This window comes from Algoriphagus jejuensis (assembly GCF_039523455.1).
GTDB classification, from domain to species: Bacteria; Bacteroidota; Bacteroidia; order Cytophagales; family Cyclobacteriaceae; genus Algoriphagus; species Algoriphagus jejuensis.
Map to the genome: position 1 here is coordinate 409,974 of NZ_BAAAFI010000002.1, position 23,610 is coordinate 433,583.

Sequence of the window (23,610 nt, forward strand, 5' to 3'; positions counted from 1 at the left end):
CTCACCCATCGGAATCAACCAGGAGACCCCCCCGTGCCGGATCAGGCTGAAAGGCCCGATGTTTTCACCTGCCAGACTATTTGACAAAAAGCAAAAAATCAGTCCGACACCAATAAAAAATGCGCCTCGTTTGGGGCGCATTTTTTATTGAGTGAGGGTAGCAAAAGCGAGATAAGCTCGCTGGTTTCTCGAATAGCCAGAGATTAACCTACTCTCTCAAACTGGGAGAAGTAGAAGCTTCCTTCGATGGCCGCATTTTCGTCGGAGTCAGATCCGTGTACTGCATTGGCTTGGATAGAGGTTGCAAAAGCCTTGCGGATGGTACCTTCGGCTGCATTGGCTGGGTTGGTTGCTCCGATCAAAGTACGGAAATCTTCCACCGCATTATCCTTTTCAAGGATCGCAGCGATGATTGGGCCAGAAGACATGTATGTGCACAGATCTGCGTAGAATGGTCTTTCAGCATGTACTTCGTAGAATTTGCCAGCCAGTTCCGGAGTCAGTTGAGTAGCTTTCATCGCGACGATCTTAAAGCCTGCCTCTTCGATCATTTTTAGGATAGCACCTGAATTTCCGGCTTCGAAAGCGTCCGGCTTGATCATCGTGAATGTTCTGTTACTTGCCATGGGATGTTGTTTTATCTTCGTTTAATTTGGCCGCAAAAATAAGGTTTTTACCTTCACATAAACACTAAGCTTGACTAATTCTAGTCTACATCGCTTAGTATCAGCTCACTGAGAGCTTTGGGATTTCTGGAAAAATTCCTGACCTTTGCAGGCTACTAGAGCCAAAAGAGCCGCTGAATGATATTAATGGAAGCTTTAGCCTCGTTTAAAAAAGAACTTTCCTCACCCAAGAAAATATTCATCACTACCCACGTGAAGCCTGATGCCGATGCATTGGGCTCCTCCTTGGGCTTGGCCAACTATCTGCTCAAAAAAGGGCATGAGGTCACGGTGGTGACTCCCTCGGATTATCCGTCATTTCTGTCTTGGATGAAGGGCAACGAATCCGTTCTGGATTTCAGCAAGCCCGAAGACTGTGCATTGGCGATGGTTCGGCTGGCGGAAGCAGAGCTGATCTTCTGTCTCGACTTCTCCGTCCTGGGTCGGGTCAATGAGTTGGGAGAGTTGATCCGCAAGTCGGAGGCCTTTGTGGTCAACATTGATCACCATCAGGACCCGGAGGATTTTGCGGATTTTCGCTATTGGAGCACCAAAGCTGCCGCTACCTGTGAGTTGATCTATGAACTGATCGTTCATGAGCTCGGAGACAAAGAGGTCATCGACAAGGATATCGCAGAGTGTCTCTACGCCGGTATAATGACCGACACAGGTGGATTCCGTCATCCCAACACGACTAAAAACGTCCACTTGGTAGTCGCCGAACTGATCGACAAGGGAGCTGATGCTTCTCAGATCTCCAATTGGATCTACGATTCCAACTCGGTAAACCGGCTCAAATTCATTGGGTTCGCCATTACCAGAAGGCTGGTGGTGCACGAGAATCTGCACATGGCCTACTTTGTGATCAGCAAAAAAGATCTTAAAAAATATCAAAGCCAAACCGGCGACACCGAAGGATTGGTCAATTATGCTTTATCTTTGGACGGAATCAAGCTTGCCGCTTTGTTTTCGGAGCGGGAAGACGGGATCAAGATCTCCTTCCGATCCAGCAGTGACGTTGCGGTCAACAAGTTTGCCGCATCCTACTTCAGCGGGGGGGGGCATAAAAACGCCGCCGGAGGAAAGTCCACAAAGAGCCTGAAAGAAACCGTTGACCTGTTTGAATCACTCGTAGAAAAATGCCAGGATGAATTGTTTCACTCCGAACCCCTAGCCACCGAATAGGGATCTTGCAGAAAGCTTACTCAAAAAAAAATCACACCTCGTTTTATGAAAAACAACAAAAGCCTTTTGGCAATCCTCGTTCTGATGTTTGGAGCGAGCGCCATGTCCTCCTGTCAGAAAACCAAGACCACTGAAATGGACGGTATCGAATACACCTACATTCAGGAAGGTTCAGAAAAAGCAGCCAACGGAAACTTTGTGCTGTATAACCTGGAGATCTCTACGGCAAGCGATTCGGTCATCTATACGACCATCGACCAGCCTTTCCCAGGCTATCTGATGGCAAACGATACCGTCACTCCCAATAACGGCATGGACGAGATCTTTCTTTCGCTGAGAAAAGGTGACTCTATCAATTTCCAATCTACTGCCAAAGTAATCTTCAATGGCAATCAGCCCCCTTTCTTGAAAGAAGACGACATCGTCAAGGTGAAGTTGGGCGCATTTGATGTGAAAACTGACTCAACCATGCAAGTATTCTATCAGGAGGCAATGATGGCTGAGCAGGCAAAAAGTGCCGAGAGAGCCAAGACCCTTTTGGTAGAAGAAGCAAAAATTATCGAGGCCTATGTAGCGGACAAGGGCTTGACTGCGTCTAAGACTGAAAACGGTCTCTATTATGTCATCGAGCAGGAAGGCACCGGCGAGGCGACTACTCCAGGTACCACGATGCATGTGAACTATGCAGGGTATTTGTTGAACGGTACTTTGTTTGATACCTCTTGGCCTGAAATCGCCAAAGCAAACAACATCTTCAGTGAGGGCAGGCCTTACGAGCCTCTTCCGGTAAATGTCGGAATGGGTCAGGTAATCCCAGGTTGGGATGAGGGTTTGTTGTTGTTGAAGAAGGGATCCAAGGCCAAGTTTATCATCCCTTCGCCTTTGGCCTATGGAGAGGCTGGCGCAGGTGCGCTGATTCCCGCCAATTCCGTTCTTGTCTTTGACGTGGAAGTGACCGACGTGCAGAAGTAAGCATGCCGAAGATTAGCTTAACCTAAACCAATATTTATGAAATACCGATTGATCTTATTTGCAGCATTGATTCTAAGTGCGGCTTCTGTAGTGTCCTGTGTCGATCCCGACCAAAGCCAAGAAATTATTCTGAATCAGAACAAGGCAGAAATCGAGACCTACATCGCTGACAATACACTGCCCTCAGCTAAAGAATACAGCGAAGAAGTCGAGGGATTTTATATGTTTTGGGAAGTAGTTAACGATGGTGGAAAATCAGTTGTACTGGGTGATACCGTATCCGTGGACTATGTTGGGAAGCTGTTGACAAATGCTGTTTTCGACACTTCGATCGAGCAGGTGGCCAAAGACAACAACATCTATAAAAGTGCTAGAACTTACGCTCCGTTGAAATTTCGTCCTGGATACAATTTTGCGATCGTAGGGTTTGAATTTGCCATCTCTCTTATGAAAGAAGGCGAGAAAGCAACCGCCATTTTCCCGTCTCGACTTGGCTACGGTTCTCAACCTAACGGGGATATTCCAGGCAATTCGCCTTTGATTTTTGAAATTGACCTACAAAAAGTGGATAAAGGGCCACAGAATTAATCATGAGCAAAAGACTGATTCCAATTCTGGTATTGCTAGGCGTATTTTCGATGATGGCCTGTGAGGCTACCAATCCCTATGATACCGGACCCGCCTATGATGTCGCCGCAAACCTGAAAACCGACAGTCTCAAGATCGTCGCGTATTTGGATACCGCCAAGATCGACAGCCTCTACCGGATCTACGACCCGAGTGGAGTAGTCATCATTGTGCAGGAAGAAGGGATCGGCTCACGCCCAATCAACAATACCGTGGTATATACCGATTACATCGGCTCCCTCATGGAAGGCGGGACGGTCTTTGACACCTCGATCGAAAGCGTGGCCCGAGAAAATAGCCTTTACGTAGAAGGAAGAAACTACCTGCCCTTGAGCTTTGTGATGGGCTCAGGCAACGTAATCTATGGTTGGGACGTTGGTTTTAAGAGACTCCGACCGGGATCCAAGGCGGTGATGCTTATCCCCTCGCCTTGGGCCTACAGAGATCAGATCAACAACAGTAGAATCCCTGCCAACTCTGTTCTTCGCTTCGATGTGGACTTTCTTGGAATCGATTAGTACAGTCAAGCACTAGTAGGCAAACTTTAACTCTCCCAGGATCTAATCCTAGGAGAGTTTTTCTTTTTCCCTTTGCGAGATTTTTTTGCTTCGTCGGGATCAAAACATTCCGTCCATTTGTCAGAGTGGAATCGGTTCACCTTCGAAAATCTTTTTAACTTGGAATCTACAAGTGCCTGCAGAGCACATTTGCTATGTGACTTCTCGGGAGATTTGTTCTTGTCTACACCAAACCTCGATGTAAGCAGATTTTTATGAAAATCGGAATAATCCGCGAGGGTAAGATCCCGCCAGACAAAAGGGTGCCTTTTTCCCCCGATCAGCTGAAAGCCCTAGCCGAGCAGTATAGCGGTCAGATGACCTTTGTCGTTGAGCCAAGCGAAGTCAGAGGCTATGCTGACGACGAATACCGGGACGCCGGGATCGAGGTGAGCGAGGACATGGCCCAGGCTGATTTCCTTTTTGGAATCAAAGAGGTACCGGTCAAGGATCTGATACCGGGAAAGACCTATTTCTTTTTTTCGCATACCATCAAACAACAAGCCCGCAACAGGCCGCTGCTCCGTAGCATCCTGGATAAAAATATCCGACTGATCGACTACGAAGTCCTACGAAATAATAATGGCCAGCGTGTGGTCGCCTTCGGCCGCTGGGCAGGAATCGTCGGGGCCTACAATGCGCTCTGGACCTATGGCAAAAAGACCGCCTTATATGACATTAAGCGGGCCTCGGACTGTGCGGATCTAGCCGAATTGAGGAAGGAGCTGAGCAAAATCCAGCTGCCTCCGATCAAGATCGTGGTGACGGGTTCCGGGCGTGTCGGTGGCGGAATCAAGGAAATTTTGGAGGCGCTTTCGCTACGGGAGGTGGACCCCCACGAGTTTCTACATTTCTATTTTGAGGAGCCGGTATACGCCGTATTGACCTCTGGGGATTACAACCGACGGAAAGTGGACGGGGGATTTGATCGGGATGAATTTTATTTATATCCCGAGAAGTATGAGAGCCATTTCCTCAAATTTGCAGAGGCAGGAGAGGTGTTGATTGCCGGAGCGTTTTGGAATCCGGGGGCGCCGCGCTTATTTAGTCGAAAGGACATCGATTCGCCTGATTTTTCCCTCTCGGTGATTGCCGACATCAGTTGCGATATCGGCGGATCAATTCCAACCACGCTGCGGGCATCCACAATTCCGGATCCGGTATATGACGTGGATCGAAAAACGGGCGAAGAGATCCCTGCATTCGGAAGTCAGACGAGTATCTCCGTCATGGCCATTGATAATCTACCCTGCGAGCTTCCCCGGGAGTCCTCGACGGAATTTGGCAGGCAGCTGCGGGAGTGGGTAATTCCGGCTTTGTTGGTTGAGAATGCTCCTATTCTGGAGAAGGCCACGATCGCACGGGACGGGGATTTGACGCTCGAATTCATGTATCTCATGGATTTTGTCAGTTCTGAAGATTAACGTTGGTTTATGAAAAAGTTAAATCGCTTTTTGGAATCCACCCTGCTGCGTCCGACAATGACGGATAGGGATGTCGATATGTTGATCGCAGATGCGATCGCTGAGCAGTTTGTTGGCGTTTGTGTTCCTCCTTTTTGGATAAAAAAGACCAAACGTGATCTCAAAGACCAAGACATCCAAGTGGTGACGGTGATTGGTTTTCCCTTTGGCTTCGAAGATACCGCTACAAAAGTGGCTCAAGCCACCGAGGCGATCAAGCAGGGGGCTGATGAGTTGGACCTGGTTTGGTCACAGACGGCCTTTCATTCTGGGATGAACTGGCCAAAGATCGAGATCGCTCAGCTCTCAAAGTTATGCCACTCCGAAGAGCGCATACTCAAAGTAATCATCGAGACGGCTTATCTTTCCCCACTTCAGATCCAAGAGGCCTGTCTGATCTGTCAGGATGCAGGGGCTGACTTTGTCAAAACTTCCACAGGCTATGCGCCATCCGGTGCCAAGGTGGAAGACATCCGACTTATGCGCGAGACGCTCCCTTCGATTATCGGGATCAAGGCAAGCGGAGGAATCAAAACATTGGAATTTGCACTGGAGCTCATCGCCGCAGGGGCAGATCGGATCGGAACCAGCTCGGCTAAAGCGATTATGGAAGCGATTCGGGCGCAGCCCCAATCCTAGTCTCTACTGAAGTAAATCAGTAGGAAGGGGATGATAAAGAAGGTCAGCAGGATGTAGACAAAGCCGAAGATCCGATGCTTTACGGAAGTTTTTCCCATGAAATCAGCCAATTTCACCGGAATTTGACGGATCTCTGGGAATGGCAAAAAGATCAGAGCCCCCAAGGTATTGAATAAGACGTGTACGAAAGCCAATGCAATCGCCGACTCCGTCTTGTACATCGCAGCGATCACCGCCGTAATCGTGGTACCGATATTTGCTCCAATAATAAATGGAAATGACTTCGCCAGGCTGACCCTTTGGTTGGCGACCAACGGCACGACCAGCGAAGTGGTCACCGTGCTGGACTGTACGGCTGCGGTAAAGAAGATACCGTACAGGAAGGCCATACCGGTGTTATTGAAAATCACCTTGCTGATATCCTGGAAGGCATCCAGTACGAAGGTGCGATAGACGGAAGTAGTCAGGATTTTTATCGAGAAAAACACCAAAAACACTGCCAGGATCGTCGAAAGAAACGGGATATTGATGTGATCCACGATCCATTCAGTCAGGGTTCTTGTGAAAATCCGGTTGTATTCAAACGTGCCTGTAACATCCCCATCGGGTGCAAAAAGCTCAGCGATCTTACCGGAACTTTTAGAAAGGAAGTTGAAATAGAGCTCTAAGGGGAAGAGGATAACCACACACAGGATGTTGAAGACGTCATGGGAAATACCTGACGAAAGCGCCCGTCGAAATTCCTTCCTTTTAGTGATGAATGTAAATGAGACTAGCGTTGAGGTGAGTGTGGTACCTATATTGGCGCCTAGCACCATGGGGACGGCCTGCTGCAGGGTCATGTTACCAGAAGCTACAATGGCCACAATACTCGCCGTGACGGTGGAGCTGCTTTGGATCAGTGCGGTCACCAGCAATCCGACAAAGAGGCTGATGAAGGGATTGCGTGTCGCTGCGATGATTTCCCGGGCCACCTCGCTATTCAGTCGGCCCATCGCCACGGTCAGAAGATCAATAGCGAAGATGAACAGCAAGATCGAAAGGACGACAATCAAGTAACTTCTGACCTTATTAACGAATGTTTTATCTTTTGCGATCTCTTCCATTAACCCTAACTGAAATTCACCTGGTGTAAAGCCCCTGTATTGCCCGACATCGTGAGTCTTTGGGAGATTTACTCAACATGGGCTTTCACAATAAAATTAGAAAATCGCGTAAAAGTTGAAATTTTTTCAGGAATTCCAATTTTGAAGGAACGATTCGGAAAAAGGTTTTTCGCTTAGTTAACAATTTGTTAACATTGATTCCTATATTCTTACATATTTTTGCAGCCGATCTCCCATCAGCCTAATTATGGCCAAGAAACAAGCAATTGACCAAAATATCAATCAGGAAAAGCTTTCGAAGAAAACTTATTCCATTTTTGATTTTACAAAAAGTGAACGTCCATTTCTGATAACAATCTGCGTCATCATCTCCATCGCAGGCCTGATTACCCCCTATACCTATGCGGCTATGTGGTTTGGGTTTGCACTTGCAGCCTACTCCGCAATTGCCAACGACAGTATCCAGACCATCGGTACCTTCATCGCGTCCAATAGCAAGAGACCTTGGTACCTGCTGTGGCTTTTCATGGGCTTGATCTGGGTAGGTACGGTCAGCTATAGCTGGTTTTACTATGCAGGCGATGTGACCTACCAACGCCTCAGCGTACCAGGTTTGGAAAAAGCGCCCGAAAGCTTCGTGTTCTTGCAGCTCGCAGCCCCTATAGTATTATTGATCATGACCCGCCTTCGCATGCCGGTTTCGACGACTTTTCTTTTGCTCAATGTATTCACCTACAAGGCTGGTACCATCGTTGACGTGATGTTCAAGAGCTTTGTGGGTTACCTTTTGGCATTTGGATTGGCGATGATCGTCTGGTTTCTACTGGAGCGCTTTGTCAGAAACTACCTCAAAGGACAGGCTAAGTCGTATTGGATCTACCTGCAATGGATCACTTCCGGGGTATTGTGGTCGGTTTGGATCATGCAGGATGCTGCCAACATTGCGGTTTTTCTGCCCCGAGAGCTCAATCCAGTCGAATTCTCTGTGTATGCAGGTTTTGTATTCATTGGCCTTGGATTCCTTTTCTATATGAAAGGGGACAAAATACAGGAGATCGTCAATGAGAAATCGAACGTCACGGATGTTCGGGCAGCTACTATCGTGGACTTGGTCTATGCGGTCATCCTGTTTTACTTCAAGATGTACAACAATGTGCCCATGAGTACTACTTGGGTGTTTATAGGTTTGCTCGCCGGTCGTGAATTGGCGATAGCTTTGGGTAAACATGGAAAAACCAAAAAACGTAATGCATGGCTTTTACGTGCGTTCCGGTTGGCAAGAAAAGACGTGCTCAAAGCCTTGGCTGGATTGGTGGTTTCTCTTATCCTAGCGATCATCATCAATAAGGGTGTAAGGGACGAGATCATTGCTTTTTTCCAATAATCCTTTTCAAAATTGGATTTATACACCCACGAGTATTTCATGAATGAGGCTTTGAAACAGGCCAAAATCGCCTTTGAAGAAGGAGAGATACCCGTGGGTGCAGTGATCGTATCCAAAAATCGAATCATAGCTAAAGCCTACAATCAAACCGAAAGACTCAATGATGTCACGGCCCATGCCGAGATGCTGGCGATCACTGCGGCTGCCAATGGTCTTGGCGCCAAATACCTGAATGATTGCAGACTATATGTCACTCTGGAGCCCTGTCCGATGTGCGCGGGAGCCTTATTTTGGTCGCAGATCGGGGAAGTACACTTTGCGGCGTCCGATACGAAAAGAGGTTTTCGCAAGAGTAATCCAGCAATGCTCCATCCCAAGACTCAGGTTTTTTCAGGGATGATGGCGGAGCAGGCAGAAAAATTGGTCTTGGATTTTTTCAGAAAACTGAGAGAATAAGGCATTTTTCGTTCTTGGAGAACCTTTTTTTTCAAAGACTGGTTGACAAATTGTAGTTTACGGACTCATTTTAAACTAATGTTTAACTTAAAATTTCAATAAAATGGCTTTTACACTTCCTGCCTTACCTTATGCTTTTGACGCTTTGGCGCCGCACATCGATGCGAAAACCATGGAGATTCACCATGGCAAGCACCACAACGCGTATGTAACTAACTTGAACAATGCCATCGCTGGCACTGATTTGGAGAGCAAGTCTCTCGAAGAATTGATGAAAGTAGCCGGTTCGAATACCGCAGTCAGAAACAACGGCGGCGGACACTGGAATCACAGTTTTTTCTGGAATATCCTTTCTCCATCTGGAGGAGGTGCTCCCACGGGGGAGTTGGCTGCTGCGATTGATGCCAAGTTCGGCTCATTTGATGCATTCAAAGAAGAGTTTAACAAAGCGGGAGCTACCCGATTTGGTTCTGGCTGGGCGTGGCTTTGTGTCAATGAAAGCAAGGAACTATGTGTTTGCTCTACCCCCAACCAAGACAATCCATTGATGGATGTGGCGGAGAAGAAAGGCGCTCCGATCCTTGGACTGGACGTCTGGGAACATGCGTACTACCTCAATTACCAAAACAGAAGACCGGATTATATCGCGGCATTCTGGAACCTAGTGAATTGGGATGAGGCCAACAAGCATTTTGCTGCTGCCAAATAAGGCAATCAGCGATCGAAATTCAGATCCCCGGACGGTAAACTTCCGGGGATTTTTTTGTCCTAAACCGAATAAAATACTGTTCGGTTTTGAGACAGTTTTTTTTCGGGGCAGATCCTAAAAGGCTTTTGGGGCTATTTTGGGCGGTTGTTGGCACTTGGCATTTCATTTTCTAAAGGTATGGCATACTAAGCCAACTCTATTTATACAATGAAAACTGCCAACTTTCCCTTTTTTGCCCTGCTTGTTTATTTTTTGGGAGTGAGCAATCTAGCCGCTTCACCCAAGGAAGTCTCCAAAATCTCCGGAAAAATCGCTGATCAGACCGGTGAAGCCGTACCCTATGCCAACGTGGCCCTGATTGAGCTGGATGGAGGCTTGGTGGCCGGAGCTGTCTCTGACGAAAATGGGCATTTCCTCATCGAATCCACCAAAACCGCCAAAGTGAAACTCGTGATATCTTCGATCGGTTACCAGACCTTTTCCACCGAGTCCTTTGATCTTACAGAGGGGCTGATCAAGGATTTTGGAAGTCTGTCTATCGTCAACGAGGCGACTGGACTGGATGAAGTTACCGTAAAGGCTTCCCGACCTGAGATTATTATAGAGCCCGACAAGACTGTCATCAATGTCGAAGGCACCGTCATGGCCGAAGGCTCTAACGCTCTGGACGTAGTAGGCAGATCTCCCGGAATCTATGTGGATCAGGAGGGAAACATCAATTTGAACGGACGAAACGGTGCCACCGTGATGATAAATGACCGACCTACTTACATGAGCTCGACCGATTTGGCCAACTTTCTACGTTCTATGCCTGCGGAGAACATCAAAAGCATCGAGGTCATCAACAATCCCTCGTCACGATTTGATGCCGAGGGCTCGGCCGGGGTGATCAATATCCAGTTGAAAAAGAACAACGTCGATGGCATGTTTGGGAATATCCAAGTGGGTGGACAATACAATGGTCAATTCGCTCCTAACGCCGGGGTGACCCTAAACGTGAAAAAAGGGAAACTGTCCACCAACGGAACTTTCAACTACAATGAATACGCCGCTTACAATGACTTGGAGATCAACAGAAACTTCACGTTGGAAGAGGGCATCTCCAGCTTCAATCAAGATTCCAGGATCGCCTCGAGATACAAAACTCCATCCTTCGTCGGCTCCGCAAACTATGAGCTGAAGCCTAATCAAAACCTCGGTCTCAACGTGCAGGCTTCCTCGTCTACGGATACCAACAATAGCTCCTCCGGTACCGTGGTGACCAATCCGGGGCAAGACTACAACAATTTCATAGAGTCAACCAACGAATCTGAAGGAACAAGAAACCGCCTGTTTACCAACCTGCACTACGATGCCAAGCTCGATACGCTGGGCAGTAAATTCTCCGCCGACCTGGACTATACTATCATGGACAATGAGAGCTCCTCGCTTTTGGACAACAACTACTGGTCTGGAAATAATGATCCCAGCGCAGGCTACACTGATCAGATTCTGACCTTGAACGAAATGTATTACACCATTTTCACCGCGAAAGTCGACTTCACAAAAGCTTTGAAAGGTGGTAAAACACTGGAGGCAGGCGTGAAGGGAAGCTGGGTGGAATCTGACAATGACCTGGACATGAGCCGGTCAGAGGATGAAGGCCCCTTTGAGCCCGACGCCAACTCAAACCAATTCATCTACCAGGAGAATGTTTTGGCGGCCTATGGATCTTTTAAAGGATCGTTTAGCGAGAAGTTGAGCTATCAGGCGGGCTTGCGCGGGGAGTATTCCGACATCGTGGGAAACTCCGTGACGTTGAATCAGGTGAACAAGCAAAACTACTTCAATCTTTTCCCGAGCGCCTTCATCCAACACAAAATAAGCGATAACTATCAGATCGTGTACAATGCCAACCGACGCATTACCCGACCAAACTATCGCTTGTTGAACCCATTTGTCTACTACATCGATCCATTGACTTCCGAGACGGGCAACCCGAATCTGAAGCCTCAGTATTCGACAAATTTTGAAATGAACCACGTTGTCAAAGGTGCCTACCAATTTACCCTGGGCTATAGTGTAACAGAGGATACCTTCATGCAGGTGTTTGTGCAGGATCAAGAGGATCGTACGACGACGACCTATACCGACAACTTTGACCAGACGAGAAACGCGAATTTCCGCGCAATTGTCCCTGTCGAAATCAAAAAATGGTGGAGCACCTCCAACATGCTTCAGGTGAATTACAATCAGTTTCAAAGCCAAATTGGCGAAGATTTGTTGGACGTTGAGCAGGTTTCTTACATGGCCAGAAGCCAGCAGAACTTCACCCTGCCAAAAGGATTCAAGATGGAGCTGATGGCAATCTACCTCAGTCCGCAAATCTGGGGACAGGGCCAGATCCAGGGTTTTGGCTGGGTAGATGCCGGAGTGACCAAATCGGTGATGAAAGATAAACTTTCGATCTCTGTGAATGGCACGGACATTTTCCGTACGCAATTGATCCGCGCGAAGGTTGATTTCGCAGACATCGACACCAACTTTCGACAGTATAGAAGCAATCAGGGAATCCGGTTCACACTTAAATACAATTTTGCCAAAGGCGAGAGCTTCCGGGTAAAGTCAAGTACCGGTAGCTCAGAAGAAAGAAATAGATTGGACTAGCAGGAAAGACTCTCCGTATTGATTTGTGGTTTTTCCAAGTTCTCCAGCAAACAGAAGGAGCGCTAAAAATGTGAAGTCCTGCCAGGTTTTTACAACCAGGCAGGACTTTTTTTAATCCCGGAAAACTGAAAATCAGATTTACAAGAAATGATATAGGAACACTAACAAGCCTGTAAATGCAGGCTTTTTTTGGTCTTTAATTTCGAGCTTTACTTCGACTTCGGCCTTGACAGTGCCGCGTAGATTGGCGACATTTTTCAGCTTTGCGACTAGTCTGACTTCGCTGTCCACTGTCACGGCCTGGGCAAATCTGAGGTTTTCGATACCATAATTGATCATCATTTTGAGATTTTCCACTCGGACGATCTGCTCCCAGAGATGCGGCACTATACTCAGCGTCAGATATCCATGAGCGATGGTATTGCCAAAAGCTCCTTGAGCTTTGGCCCGCTCAGGATCCGTGTGAATCCACTGATGATCATAGGTTGCGTCTGCAAAAAGATTGATCTGAGGCTGCGTGATTTTGAAAAATTCGGAAGCACCAAGTTCTAGTCCATTGTGCATTTCAAAGTCTTCAAAACTGCCGATTACTGTTGGGTTCATGGTAAGAATCTATTTGAAAAATTTAAAGAAGCAGAGATTATTTTGTAAATCCAAGAAGGGATTCGAAGATGGAAGTTCAAGTATTTACCTTCAAAATCCTTAAAAATAGCTTTGAAATTTCGCGGAAAAATATATTTAGAAGGATTTTAGTTTTAAAATATTTTACACCTATTTTCGCCGGTAATCACCTCATTTTTCATGCTAAATTTTGTATTCGGAATCCTGTTAGCGGCGGGTCTTAATGCGGCGCCCGACACCACTTCGACAGCTAAGGAAATTCCCTATTTCTCCGTTCTTGCTGAGCATCACACGCTCACTATTCATGCGGACTACACCTATACCAGAGTCGTCGAAAGCCGATTGATCGTGACCTCTCCGGATGGTATTGATCATGCGACTACGCGGCTGTTTTATGACAAATTAAATGAGGTCAGGGACTTTGAGCTTGAAATGAAAGATCCTTCAACCGGGAAGACCCTCAAGAAAGCCAGGTTGAAAGATATGGGTGACGCGGCCTATTACTCTACTTCGACTGTGTTTGACGACAATCGGTACAAGTATTTTGAGGTCACTTCAGCCAAATATCCCATCGAAATCAAGATCAGATCTGAGGTTTTTTCCAAGTCAAATTTTAATATCCCAAGCTGGTCGCCCGTCCCTAGTTACAATCAAAAAGTGACTGAAACCTCCTACACCGTACATTATCCGACAGCACTGGGACTGAAATACAAAGAACTCAATCTCTCCGGTGACCGTGTAGAGGACGAAGCCGCGGGAATCACTACAATCACCTGGAAGGAAAAAGATCTTGCGGTACAAGCGAAAGATTTTGATACCGAGGAAGATCCCCGGCTCCTGCTTGCTCCGGTGAGTTTTTCCTTGGATCAATACCGAGGAGAAATGAAAGACTGGGCAGGCTTTGCCTCCTGGCAATACGAATTGAACAAAGGACGAGACGCGCTGCCGGCGGACTTTACCGCAAAGATTCTGAATCTGGTAGACGGTGTGGATGAGCCCTACGAAAGGGTCAAAATTCTATACAGTTACCTTCAGAAGAATTTTCGCTACGTCAGTATTCAGCTGGGTATCGGAGGCTGGCAGACGATGACCGCCGCCGACGTGGTCAAGTATGCCTACGGTGACTGTAAGGGCCTGACCAATTTGATGAAGGCGATGCTGGAGGTGGCGGGGATTCCATCCAACTACACCCTAGTCTATGCAGGATCCAACGCTGATGATATCGAGATGGATTTACCTTCCAATCAATTCAACCACGTGATCCTGCAGGTGCCGACAGATGCCGATCCGATTTGGCTGGAGTGTACTTCCAGCATGCTCCCAGCAGGATTCTTGGGGGATTTTACCAGAAATCGACATGTCTTGGTCACGAAGAAAGAGGGTGGCTATCTAACGAAAACGCCCTCCTACGAGTCCGAAGAGTGGAACCTGATTCAATCCCAATCCAAGGTTGTAATCGATGCTCAGGGCAATGCCAAGATCAGTTCCAAGCAACAGTTTTTTGGGAATTTTGCAGAAGAAATACTCTATGTCAAAAACACGCTGGACGAGCGACAACAGCGGGACTACCTCAACAGAAACTCGGCGGTTTCCGGCCTGATCGTCCAAGGTTACCAAATTGAAATTGTGAGTCAAGACTCCCTGCTCAATGCCGAGCTTTCCTTCGATGGAGTTGTCCAGAGGTTTTCCCAAACCACGGCCAAACGCGTTATCTTGAAGTCTTTCATCGGAAAATTGGGTCCAGATCACCTCGCCAACAAATCCCTGAAACAAAAGGATGACTATGAGATCGAGCTGCCTGAAGACTGGAAGCCGGACGGTGAATTTCCGAAGGTGACTTTGGACGAAGAACACGCGACTGGATCCCTTCACATCACGCATGAGGGGAAAATACTCCGCGTCCGGCGTGAATTACATCTTCGCATTCCTGAGGATTTTGCTAAAGCGAATGAAACTGAACTCTTGAGAAAGATCAACACCGTCTTTGACCGCACTATTCTTTTGACAAAATCAACACTAGCCACTGTCTCCAAATAGATCTATGATTAGAAAGTTTTTGATTGCTGCTGCATTCATCTTGCCTTCTTTGGCCGCTGCCCAGACGCTCAAAATGGGCGAAATCAACCAAAGTGAAATTGACCTAAACGAAGTTGCCTACGAGCCTGGCGCCGGAGCCGTTTATCTGGTTGCTTCGGGAGAATCAAGAATTAACAATAGTATTCTCGAGACGCAACACTTCTACCGTATCAAGATTCTCTCGGAAGCAGGCAAGGAGCATGGAGACGTCCGAATCAGGTTTTATGCGGGTACCGGCAATGTTGAAAACATCTCAAGCGTGAAGGCGCAGATTACAAACTATGATGGTGGACGACCCCTAGTGACGAAATTGGACAAGAGCAATTTTTTCGAAGTGGATCTTGGAGATGGCGTAAAGGAGTTGCGCATCTCATTTCCCAATACTCAGGTGGGCTCTATTTTAGAGTACTCTTATAAGAAAGGCGACAAGAACATTGAGTTTCTAGACGGATGGACTTTCCAGCGGTCTGTGCCGGTGTTATTTTCCAAGTATCAGATCACCATGGTTCCGCACCTGGAGTACAAAACGATCGGTCAGGGGGCTAATTTTTCTACAAAATCAGAGAGAACAAGCGACTACGGGAATTACAGTTGGACACTCCGGGATCTGTATGCGCTGAAGGAGGAACCTTATATGAAAAACTACCGAGACTACGTCGATCGGGTGGAATTCCAGCTTTCCCGGTATCAGCGAGCGGCGACGACCTCAGGGCCAGAGTGGGCTGATTATCTGAATACCTGGGAAAAGCTCGGAGATGAAATGATCGAGTATTATTCCGTCAAAGGTTTTTATCGAACCAATCCGTTGGAACGCGAGGTCCTGTCGCTCGACCTGAGCAGCGGTACCCAGAAAGAAAAAGCGGAAATTGCCTACTACTATATCCGAGACAATTTCGTCAACGAAGGCTCGGATTGGATCTATACCGAACAGACGCTGCCACAGTTGCTGAAATCGAAAAAAGGTGCGCCGGGTGAGCTTATTTTGGCCTACATGGGCATCTTGAAGTCGTTGGGAATCGAATGCAGTCCGGTACTCATCGGAAGCAAAGGATATGGCCGAAGCGAAATCGTGCCGTTTCCATTTCTTAGTCAGTTTGACGAGATCTTGTTGATCGCCAATCTAGACGGACAAAACCAGTTTCTCGATTTGAGTGATCCCTTGGCACCTTTTGGCTACGTGGATCTCGACAAGCATGTCAAAGGAGGTTTGCTCTTGAAGAAAAACGCCAGCTCTCTGATCAGCATCGACATTAAGCACAGTTCCAATAAACTGGTCTTTTCTAACATTAAATTGGACAAAGAATCCGGGGAATTGGTTATTGACAACAGCATCAGAAACTCTTTCTATGAAGGATTGGCTGCTGCGCACAAGATCGAAGATTTGGAAGACGGCAATAAGCCCTTGGAAGAGTTTTTCAACGAAAACTACCAGGCCTTTGAGATCAGAAATGTGTCTGTCGAAAATCGACTTCAGGAAAGAAACATGGTCAATATCAGTTTTCAATCGGTACTGAAGAATGCGGCTCAGGAAGAAATGCTTGTATTCAATCCTTTGCAGATTTCCCAGTTTTCCAAAAACCCATTTACCCAAGATTTCAGAGTTTTTCCGGTCGACTTCGAATACGCTTTCAAGGAGACCTATACTGCAAATCTGGTCATTCCAGAAGGCTATGAACTGGACGATTATCCGACCAATGAGTCGATTACGATCCCTGGATCAGCAATCACTTTCTTATACTCGACCGAGAACCTTGGGGATATATTTAAGATTACAGCAAAATTCGAAGTAAGAGAGCCTTTGATCAGTCCAGTGCGATATGCAGATTTGAAGTTTTTCATGGAAAGTGTTGCAACTAAGCTGGCCACTCCGGTAATTCTGATCAAGGCTCCTGCCGCAGATTGAATCGGACCATGTGGAGTCCGAGAGGGTTGAACGGTTCGGAACTTGTGTAGGAGGAAATCCTCAGTTATTTTCGTCAAAAAACCACCTATGGTCAAGTACCTTCATGGATACGATTCCCGGGAACAGCAGCGGCTGATCGATCAGGCAGGATTTTTGGCTCCCCTGATTTTTCCTTCGGTAGATTTCTTTGGCTGTAAAAAACTCCTGGAGATCGGCAGTGGTGTCGGTGCGCAGACGGCCGTTTTGTTGGGATTGTTTCCTGATCTACAGATTACCTCGGTTGATTTTTCGGAAACACAATTGGCTAAGGCTGCGGAAAACCTGAAGGGCTTTTCGGATCGGGTGACTTTGGTTTGTCAGGACGCGGAGAAACTGCAATTAGAGGAGAGGTTTGACGCTGTGTTTATCTGCTGGGCGCTGGAGCATATCACCGACCCGCAGACCGTGATGAAGCGCGTCCGGGAGCATCTCTTGCCCGGAGCCAAGATCCACATCACCGAGGTGTTTAATTCGACTTTCTATTACCAGCCTGAATCTCCGGCGTTGGCGTATTACTACCGGGTGTACAATGAGCAGCAGATCGGGTTTGGAGGAAACCCCGATGTGGGCAGCCAGCTTGGAAATCTGTTGACCCATGCGGGTTTCAGGGATATCAAAATTTCACACGGGGGATTTCATCTGGATCAAAGTCAGGCGGAAGAACTTGGGAGATTTATAGCGTTTTGGAAGATCCTCATGAAAAGCGGTGCGCCGGGACTGCTGGAGTCGGGGGCTATCTCCCAATTTGAAATTGATGCAATGGAAAGTGACCTGGATCGGATTCTCGCAGATGAAAATGCGGTTTTTTTCTACCAATTTGTACACGCAAATGCAACGGTATAGCCGCCCATGAAGATAGTAAGCTGGATTTGGAGATTGGTATGGAAGACAAGCCTTTGGTTTTTGGGCCTTTCCATAGGATTAGTCATTGTTTATCGATTTGTGCCGGTGCCGATCACGCCGCTGATGGTTATCCGGGTTCTTGAACAGGCATTTGATGCGGAAAAGGACGTGCGTCTCGAAAAGGACTGGGTATCTATAGAGGAGATTTCCAAGAATGCTCCACAGGCCGTCGTAGCTGCCGAAGACCAAAAATTTTTAGACCATCAGGGTTTTGACTTTGAAGCGATGGAGAAAGCCTGGGAAAACAACAAAAAGGGCAAGCGTGTCAAGGGCGCCAGCACAATCACACAGCAGACTGTTAAGAATGTCTTCCTATGGCCCAGCAGAAGCTATGTAAGAAAAGTACTGGAAGCCTACTTCACCGTCTTGGTGGAGTTGATTTGGTCCAAGGAACGAATCCTAGAAGTGTACTTGAATGTAATCGAGATGGGGGATGGCATCTACGGTATCGAAGCGGCTGCCCAAGTGTACTTCAAAAAATCTGCTGAGAAACTCACGCGAGGCCAGGCGGCTCTAATTGCTGCCGTGCTGCCGAATCCGCGCCGATGGAGCCCCGCTAAGCCGACTGGCTATATCCAGGGAAGGCAAACATGGATTTTGAGACAAATGAACAATCTGGCTCCTGTTGGCTTCGGAATTTGAGTTTGTACTCTAGTCGTTAAAATATAAAAATTCTGATTTCATTGATTTGAGTACGTGGTTTTTTCTCGGGCCGTGCATCGAAGTATTGGACTCTCTCGTGGAAATCAGAACATTATTCTAAAATCTGAGCCGTCGCCCTACCAAATCGCTCTTGGATTCGCCGATTGCGTAGTGGGCAAAATAGCCCCTGAAACCGCTGATTTTAGCATCAAATTTTGCAAGGGAAATTTATCCACAATTTCGATTATTTATCCACACTCACTTTTTGGGTTTATGTAAGACTCTGGAAAACAGTATATTGAGTCTGTTTCAGAAAAGGTAATTTTGTGGATAATTGTAGCTAACGTTAAGAAAATCAGTACTCAATGCCGGAGGAATGGTGGATAAATTTAAGACCGAATTTTATTCTTTTTGGAAGCTAATCCTGCTTAAGACTAATGAGCCTTTTTCGGTAGGTATTGAAGATTCTGGACTTCGAAACGAAGCCTTGATACCTCCCACTTTCCACAACGGGAAGATTCCATGCTCCTGATTTTTCGAATTTCTCCATGGCTGATTGCATATTATCAGTAGCCAATAGGATTTCTGGTGGGCTGTGCATGAGTTGGCCGATGAGCACCTTTTCCTGCTTTTCGGGATCAAACATAATCCCTCTGAAGTCATCCAGAGTGACGATTCCACGGAGAATCTGATTCTCATCGACTACGGGGAAGATGTTTCGCTTGGAGATTTTCACCAGGTCAATTAGGTTTCTCAACTGCGCATTGGGATGGATGGGAAGCAGGTCCCGCTCGATGACATGAGAGATATTGATAGTGTCGAGTAGTTCCTGGTCTTTGGTCTCGGGCAGGTGCTTTCCCTGGTCTTTAAGTTGGAGCTTGTAGATGCTGTCTTTTTCGAAGTGAGCCGAGGTCGTGTATGCGATCGCTGAGACAAACATCAAGGGCACAAACAACTCATAGCCGCCGGTAATCTCCGCGATCAAGAATATCGCCGACAGGGGAGAGTGTTGGACTCCGGCCATCAGTCCGCACATTGCCACGAGCGTAAAATGAGCTACCGGCAAAGAGATGTGTGCGCCGAGCATATTGTTGGAGTAGGCGAAGATGAAGCCGACGATACCTCCCACGAATAGTGAGGGAGCAAAAATTCCCCCGCTGCCTCCGGAACCAATCGTGACGGCGGAAGCGATCGGCTTTACCAATACGATCATGATTAGAAATAGGATGATGATTGCGGGATTCTCGATTGTAGAAAAGAAAACACTGTTTTCCAGGATTTCAGCATAGTTTCCGTCAATCAGGATATTCAATGTACTGTAACCTTCGCCATAGATCGGTGGGAAAAAGAACACCATCACACCGATCAGCGCTCCGCCATACATGGTTCGCATCCATTGGTCACCGATGTCGTCCATGATCTTCTCTGTCCCCCTTACCATCTTGTTGAAGTAGAGCGAGACCATGCCACAGACCATCCCCAGCAGCAGGTAGTATGGCAGATGGCTCGCAATAAAGGATTCTTTCAACTGGAAATTGAAAAGAGACTCTTCGCCGATCAGCACCATGGATGTTACCGAGCCCATTACCGATGCAATGAGAAGAGGGATGAAGCTGGCCGTGCTGATTTCCAAAAGAATGACTTCGATGGCAAAAATAACGGCGCCGATGGGTGCACCGAAGATGGCCGAAATAGCTCCGGCAGCTCCGCATCCGATCAAGAGTGTCCGCTTTTTCGGGTTAAGATGCATCAATACGCCCACGTTGGAGCCGATGGCTGATCCTGTGACCACCATCGGTGCTTCCAGCCCTACTGAGCCGCCAAAGCCGACTGTGAAGGCGGAGGTGATCACCCGACTGAAAGTCTTTACCCTTGGAATAAGACTGGACTTTTTTGAGATATTGAAAAGTACATCCGGAATCCCATGGCCCCCGACATCTTTCAACACATAGCGACCGATCAGGTAAGCGGCTGAGATACCGATCAGCGGATAGATGATGTACATGAAATTGGCGTATTCCTTGTAGAAGCCATCAGTCAGAAAGCTCTGGATCGCATGCACCAGCGACTTGAGAATGACTGCTGCCAGTCCGGAAAAGATGCCTATCAATCCACTCAGGATCAATATGAATCCTTTGTTGCTCAGATGTCGGAGCCTCCAGATCAAGAGTCGGGTTATCAGATCACTTTTAGCCAAATCAGTTTGTGTTTTTTTTGTTCAGACAGCGTCGTTCCGGTATTGATCGGTTATTGGGTAGGCAGTTCACTATCAAGTGCCAAAATACATTTCAGTACAAGATTTACGGCATTGATATAAAACTCGGGTTTGATTTTTTCGAATTCATCCGAGGGTTTGTGATAGTCTTCATGATCCTCTACTCCAAAATAGATATGAGGAACTTTTTTTGCGTAGAAAGCCCCTTGATCCGACTGGTTAGTCCAGTCTTCCCGACCAGTTCCCGGAAGGTCGTGGCCGAACATCAGTGTTGGACTGGAGCCCTTGGAGGCTTTCTCCAAGATAGGTTTGAATTGAGGATAAAAATGCGTCCCTGAAGCGTAGAGCTCATTTTTATCGCTTCTTGAGATCATGTCCATGTTCACATTGAGCAGAATCTGATCAAGAGGGTAAGGGAAATCTTCCACCAACGCTTTTGCCCCTCGTAATCCCAGCTCCTCAGCATCCAAGGCGACAAACATCATGCTGTGTATTGGTCTGTTTTTGGAGAAATACTTGGCCAATTCCAACAAGGCCGCAGTTCCAGAGGCATTGTCGTCGGTGCCGTTGTAGATCGAATCCCCCGCCGCGTCCGGCTTCCCAACGCCGACGTGATCGTAATGTGCCGTGACGACGATCAACTTTCTCGACCCGCTGCCTGGGATGAAGGCGACGAGATTTGCCGCATCCTCGTATTTCGTTTGATTGCGTCCTGTGAATGAAAATCGTTGGATAAAATCAGGATAGAGTGGCTCGACCAAGTCATAGCTGGTCAATTCACCCAAGATGTATTTTCTGGCCTCCATGCTTCCCGCACTCAGGGGCTTTCGCCCCGCAAGCGCATCAGAAGAAAGAAATTCGAGGTGTTGTAACAATTCCTTGGAATCGACACTTTGGGCGTGTGAAAAAGTGGAATTGAGTAGGCCAAAGAATAAAAAGAGGAATTTGCTGAAATTGGAATGCATCTGGTGAACTGTTTTCCGTTATGTATATTCGTAAAAATACTAGGCTTACCGTCACTACGTCTGAATTTGATGAAATATATCAGTAGCGCTCTCCTTTTTTTTCTTTCACTTCATCTTGTTTTAGCTCAAGGAGGGCCCCCGGAAAGTTTTTTTGACGGCAAGTCTATCGTCATGATTTCCTCAGATCCAGGGGCTCGGCCGGCGATGAGTTGGCAACAATTGGCCGACAGTGTTCATAGGTATTTGGTGGAGGCGGGGGGTGATCCAGTCGGCTATTTTGAGCTGGAACAGGTAGCACTCTCAGATGCTAGGCAGGCAGATTTTGCGCGTGCTTTTGCCACTCGGCAAGTTAAAAATGTCATTCTGGTCACCAGAAAGAGAGAAAACCTGAGCATCCATGTAGGGCCATTCAGTGGGGACGGAAGAATGATTGCCTCTACTAGTCTATATGGCATCGCTGGCAAAGACTGGGCCGAGGCAGGCGCGCTGCTCGCTGCGGCAGGAAAAGGCACAAGATCTCGAAATCTCTTGGTGATCGACGTGCCTGAATTTCCGCAGATCAGCAGTCAGGAAGTTGCTCAATCCGAGCAAAGGTTTTTGCCTAGAAATCCCCTGAACCTCGAAGTCTTTAAGCTTGGGATACCATTGGAGGGATCTTCAGCTGAAACAGGCCTGTTGAGCTATTTTAGATATGACTTGCTGGGCAAATCCCAAGAGGCGATTTTGGCGGAGCAAGCCGCCCAAAAATCCCAGATTCAATCGATCTTTGAGAATCTGTACCCTCATCAAATTGAATGGCTAACCGAGGCAAAAACCGACGAGGAGCTTGTCGGTGATCGGGTTCAATTCTTATTGGTCAAAGTGGAGGGCAGACAGGCTGACTTGATGCAGAGCATGGGTCTAGAGCCGATCGTCGGCGAGGAAGGTGCAAAGACGGTGGTGAAATATTACATTAAACTTATCGTGCGGGACGAACTGTACATTGGCCCGGAGTGGGATGCGGATACCGACTGGCAGCGAGCGCTGGCCAACTTTCTGACCAACCTAAAAAAATAGACCTCCTTTCGGAGGTCTATAAACTTGATTTAGGGTTGGGGGTGATTTTGGCAACTTTTACTTCAAGAATCGAAATTGAAAATCGAGGAAGCCTACGACTGTTCTAAAAAACTGAGAAATTTCATCAAATACAATGACTTTCAATAAATTTTTCAATTAAACCCATGTTTCTCTGAATTTTTTTTGATTTTGGAGCAGTTTAAAAAAGATTTTCATTGACAAAAGGAATTAACGCGAGGATTATGGCCTGACGGTAATATTCATTGCGATCCACTATTCCGTGGGTGAGAATACCTACCGAACCACCCTGCTGTTTGGAGTTTTCCCGATCAAATACCACGTCATCGGCTTTGCCAAGCTCCATCCCGTTATCCACCAGATCGGCGACTGCTTTGGGTAGATAGAAGGTGCCGGTCTTGGATTGAGAAGCTTTCCCCTCTCTATCCAAGATGAAAATCCAGGCAAAGGCATACATCCCGAAGTCATCCTGATCAAGTCCCCCTTCGATCCCTACCCAATAGTTGGCTTCCGGGAACACCTCACGGGAATTTTGCGCTCTGTTTTTTGCTCCGAGGAGTGTTTCGATGTCTCCTTTTGGTTGATCGGATACTCCTGAGGCGGCATTTATTCCCTCTACCAGGAAGCTTTTGTTAAATGCCCGGGTGAAGGCATCTTCGGTGCAGGAGATTTTCACCGGATTTTTGCTTCCGACCAAAACGAGAAGCTTGTCGGAGGGCTGGAAATTTTGTCTTCTTTTGAAATTCATAAGTCAGGCCTCTGC

The 23,610-nt window shown here is 47.2% G+C and carries 21 protein-coding genes; 15 read left to right on the top strand and 6 right to left on the bottom strand.

The features are described from left to right. Positions 1-203: 203 nt before the first annotated feature. Positions 204-626 (bottom strand): nucleoside-diphosphate kinase, encoded by a 423-nt coding sequence (locus tag ABD031_RS02755; RefSeq protein ID WP_343848270.1) that lies wholly within the window; start codon positions 624-626, stop codon positions 204-206. A 186-nt stretch (positions 627-812) separates the two neighbouring features. Here ABD031_RS02755 and ABD031_RS02760 point away from each other — a divergent pair, with 186 nt between their 5' ends. From ABD031_RS02760 to deoC, 6 genes are all read left to right on the top strand, one after another. Beyond that, positions 813-1,850, top strand: coding sequence for a DHH family phosphoesterase (locus ABD031_RS02760; RefSeq protein WP_343848271.1), 1,038 nt, complete (start codon positions 813-815; stop codon positions 1,848-1,850). Between the two features lie 45 nt (positions 1,851-1,895). Then, positions 1,896-2,822, top strand: coding sequence for an FKBP-type peptidyl-prolyl cis-trans isomerase (locus tag ABD031_RS02765; RefSeq protein ID WP_343848272.1), 927 nt, complete (start codon positions 1,896-1,898; stop codon positions 2,820-2,822). A gap of 36 nt (positions 2,823-2,858) precedes the next feature. Beyond that, on the top strand, positions 2,859-3,410 hold the full coding sequence (locus tag ABD031_RS02770; RefSeq protein ID WP_343848273.1) for an FKBP-type peptidyl-prolyl cis-trans isomerase: 552 nt from the start codon (positions 2,859-2,861) through the stop codon (positions 3,408-3,410). Positions 3,411-3,412: 2 nt separating this feature from the next. Next, entirely contained in the window at positions 3,413-3,967 is a 555-nt protein-coding gene (locus ABD031_RS02775; RefSeq protein ID WP_343848274.1) for an FKBP-type peptidyl-prolyl cis-trans isomerase, read from the top strand. 254 nt (positions 3,968-4,221) lie between these two features. Further along, on the top strand, positions 4,222-5,430 hold the full coding sequence (locus ABD031_RS02780) for an NAD(P)-dependent oxidoreductase (protein ID WP_343848275.1): 1,209 nt from the start codon (positions 4,222-4,224) through the stop codon (positions 5,428-5,430). A 9-nt stretch (positions 5,431-5,439) separates the two neighbouring features. After that, the gene (deoC, locus tag ABD031_RS02785) at positions 5,440-6,108 is read left to right on the top strand and encodes a deoxyribose-phosphate aldolase (RefSeq protein ID WP_343848276.1); all 669 of its coding nucleotides are present in this window, start codon (positions 5,440-5,442) and stop codon (positions 6,106-6,108) included. Here the strand turns inward: deoC and ABD031_RS02790 are convergent. Further along, positions 6,105-7,214, bottom strand: a complete 1,110-nt coding sequence (locus ABD031_RS02790; RefSeq protein ID WP_343848277.1) for a Na/Pi symporter — start codon at positions 7,212-7,214, stop codon at positions 6,105-6,107. The genes deoC and ABD031_RS02790 overlap by 4 nt on opposite strands. A 247-nt stretch (positions 7,215-7,461) precedes the next feature. Here ABD031_RS02790 and ABD031_RS02795 point away from each other — a divergent pair, with 247 nt between their 5' ends. The 4 genes from ABD031_RS02795 to ABD031_RS02810 all read left to right on the top strand — a co-directional run bounded on the left by ABD031_RS02795 (position 7,462) and on the right by ABD031_RS02810 (position 12,409). Then, positions 7,462-8,598 carry a hypothetical protein gene (locus ABD031_RS02795; RefSeq protein WP_343848278.1) on the top strand — a complete coding sequence of 379 codons (1,137 nt, stop codon included), beginning with the start codon at positions 7,462-7,464 and terminating at the stop codon, positions 8,596-8,598. Positions 8,599-8,610: 12 nt separating this feature from the next. After that, a complete protein-coding gene (locus ABD031_RS02800; RefSeq protein WP_343848279.1) occupies positions 8,611-9,054 on the top strand; it encodes a nucleoside deaminase in 444 nt (147 codons plus the stop codon). Between the two features lie 103 nt (positions 9,055-9,157). After that, positions 9,158-9,763 carry a superoxide dismutase gene (locus ABD031_RS02805; protein WP_343848280.1) on the top strand — a complete coding sequence of 202 codons (606 nt, stop codon included), beginning with the start codon at positions 9,158-9,160 and terminating at the stop codon, positions 9,761-9,763. A 207-nt stretch (positions 9,764-9,970) separates the two neighbouring features. Further along, positions 9,971-12,409: an outer membrane beta-barrel protein gene (locus ABD031_RS02810; RefSeq protein WP_343848281.1), complete on the top strand. Its 2,439-nt coding sequence runs from the start codon at positions 9,971-9,973 to the stop codon at positions 12,407-12,409. A gap of 138 nt (positions 12,410-12,547) precedes the next feature. On the opposite strand, the gene ABD031_RS02815 is transcribed toward ABD031_RS02810, so the two are convergent. Next, positions 12,548-13,012, bottom strand: coding sequence for a MaoC family dehydratase (locus ABD031_RS02815; protein WP_343848282.1), 465 nt, complete (start codon positions 13,010-13,012; stop codon positions 12,548-12,550). A 198-nt stretch (positions 13,013-13,210) separates the two neighbouring features. Here ABD031_RS02815 and ABD031_RS02820 point away from each other — a divergent pair, with 198 nt between their 5' ends. The 4 genes from ABD031_RS02820 (at position 13,211) to mtgA (ending at position 18,593) form a co-directional block, all read left to right on the top strand. Next, positions 13,211-15,067 (top strand): DUF3857 domain-containing protein, encoded by a 1,857-nt coding sequence (locus tag ABD031_RS02820; RefSeq protein ID WP_343848283.1) that lies wholly within the window; start codon positions 13,211-13,213, stop codon positions 15,065-15,067. Positions 15,068-15,071: 4 nt separating this feature from the next. Next, positions 15,072-17,009: a DUF3857 domain-containing protein gene (locus ABD031_RS02825; RefSeq protein ID WP_343848284.1), complete on the top strand. Its 1,938-nt coding sequence runs from the start codon at positions 15,072-15,074 to the stop codon at positions 17,007-17,009. Between the two features lie 87 nt (positions 17,010-17,096). Then, positions 17,097-17,891 (top strand): class I SAM-dependent methyltransferase, encoded by a 795-nt coding sequence (locus tag ABD031_RS02830; RefSeq protein ID WP_343848285.1) that lies wholly within the window; start codon positions 17,097-17,099, stop codon positions 17,889-17,891. Between the two features lie 6 nt (positions 17,892-17,897). Then, complete coding sequence (gene mtgA, locus ABD031_RS02835; protein WP_343848286.1) at positions 17,898-18,593, top strand: monofunctional biosynthetic peptidoglycan transglycosylase; 696 nt, start codon at positions 17,898-17,900, stop codon at positions 18,591-18,593. 418 nt (positions 18,594-19,011) lie between these two features. On the opposite strand, the gene ABD031_RS02840 is transcribed toward mtgA, so the two are convergent. Both ABD031_RS02840 and ABD031_RS02845 read right to left on the bottom strand, forming a co-directional pair. Then, on the bottom strand, positions 19,012-20,790 hold the full coding sequence (locus ABD031_RS02840; protein WP_343848287.1) for a chloride channel protein: 1,779 nt from the start codon (positions 20,788-20,790) through the stop codon (positions 19,012-19,014). A 50-nt stretch (positions 20,791-20,840) separates the two neighbouring features. Further along, a complete protein-coding gene (locus ABD031_RS02845) occupies positions 20,841-21,773 on the bottom strand; it encodes a M28 family peptidase (RefSeq protein ID WP_343848288.1) in 933 nt (310 codons plus the stop codon). A 171-nt stretch (positions 21,774-21,944) separates the two neighbouring features. Here ABD031_RS02845 and ABD031_RS02850 point away from each other — a divergent pair, with 171 nt between their 5' ends. Continuing rightward, entirely contained in the window at positions 21,945-22,829 is an 885-nt protein-coding gene (locus tag ABD031_RS02850; RefSeq protein ID WP_343848289.1) for an NTPase, read from the top strand. Between the two features lie 199 nt (positions 22,830-23,028). On the opposite strand, the gene yjjX is transcribed toward ABD031_RS02850, so the two are convergent. Continuing rightward, positions 23,029-23,595 (bottom strand): inosine/xanthosine triphosphatase, encoded by a 567-nt coding sequence (gene yjjX, locus ABD031_RS02855; protein ID WP_343848290.1) that lies wholly within the window; start codon positions 23,593-23,595, stop codon positions 23,029-23,031. Positions 23,596-23,610: the final 15 nt, after the last annotated feature.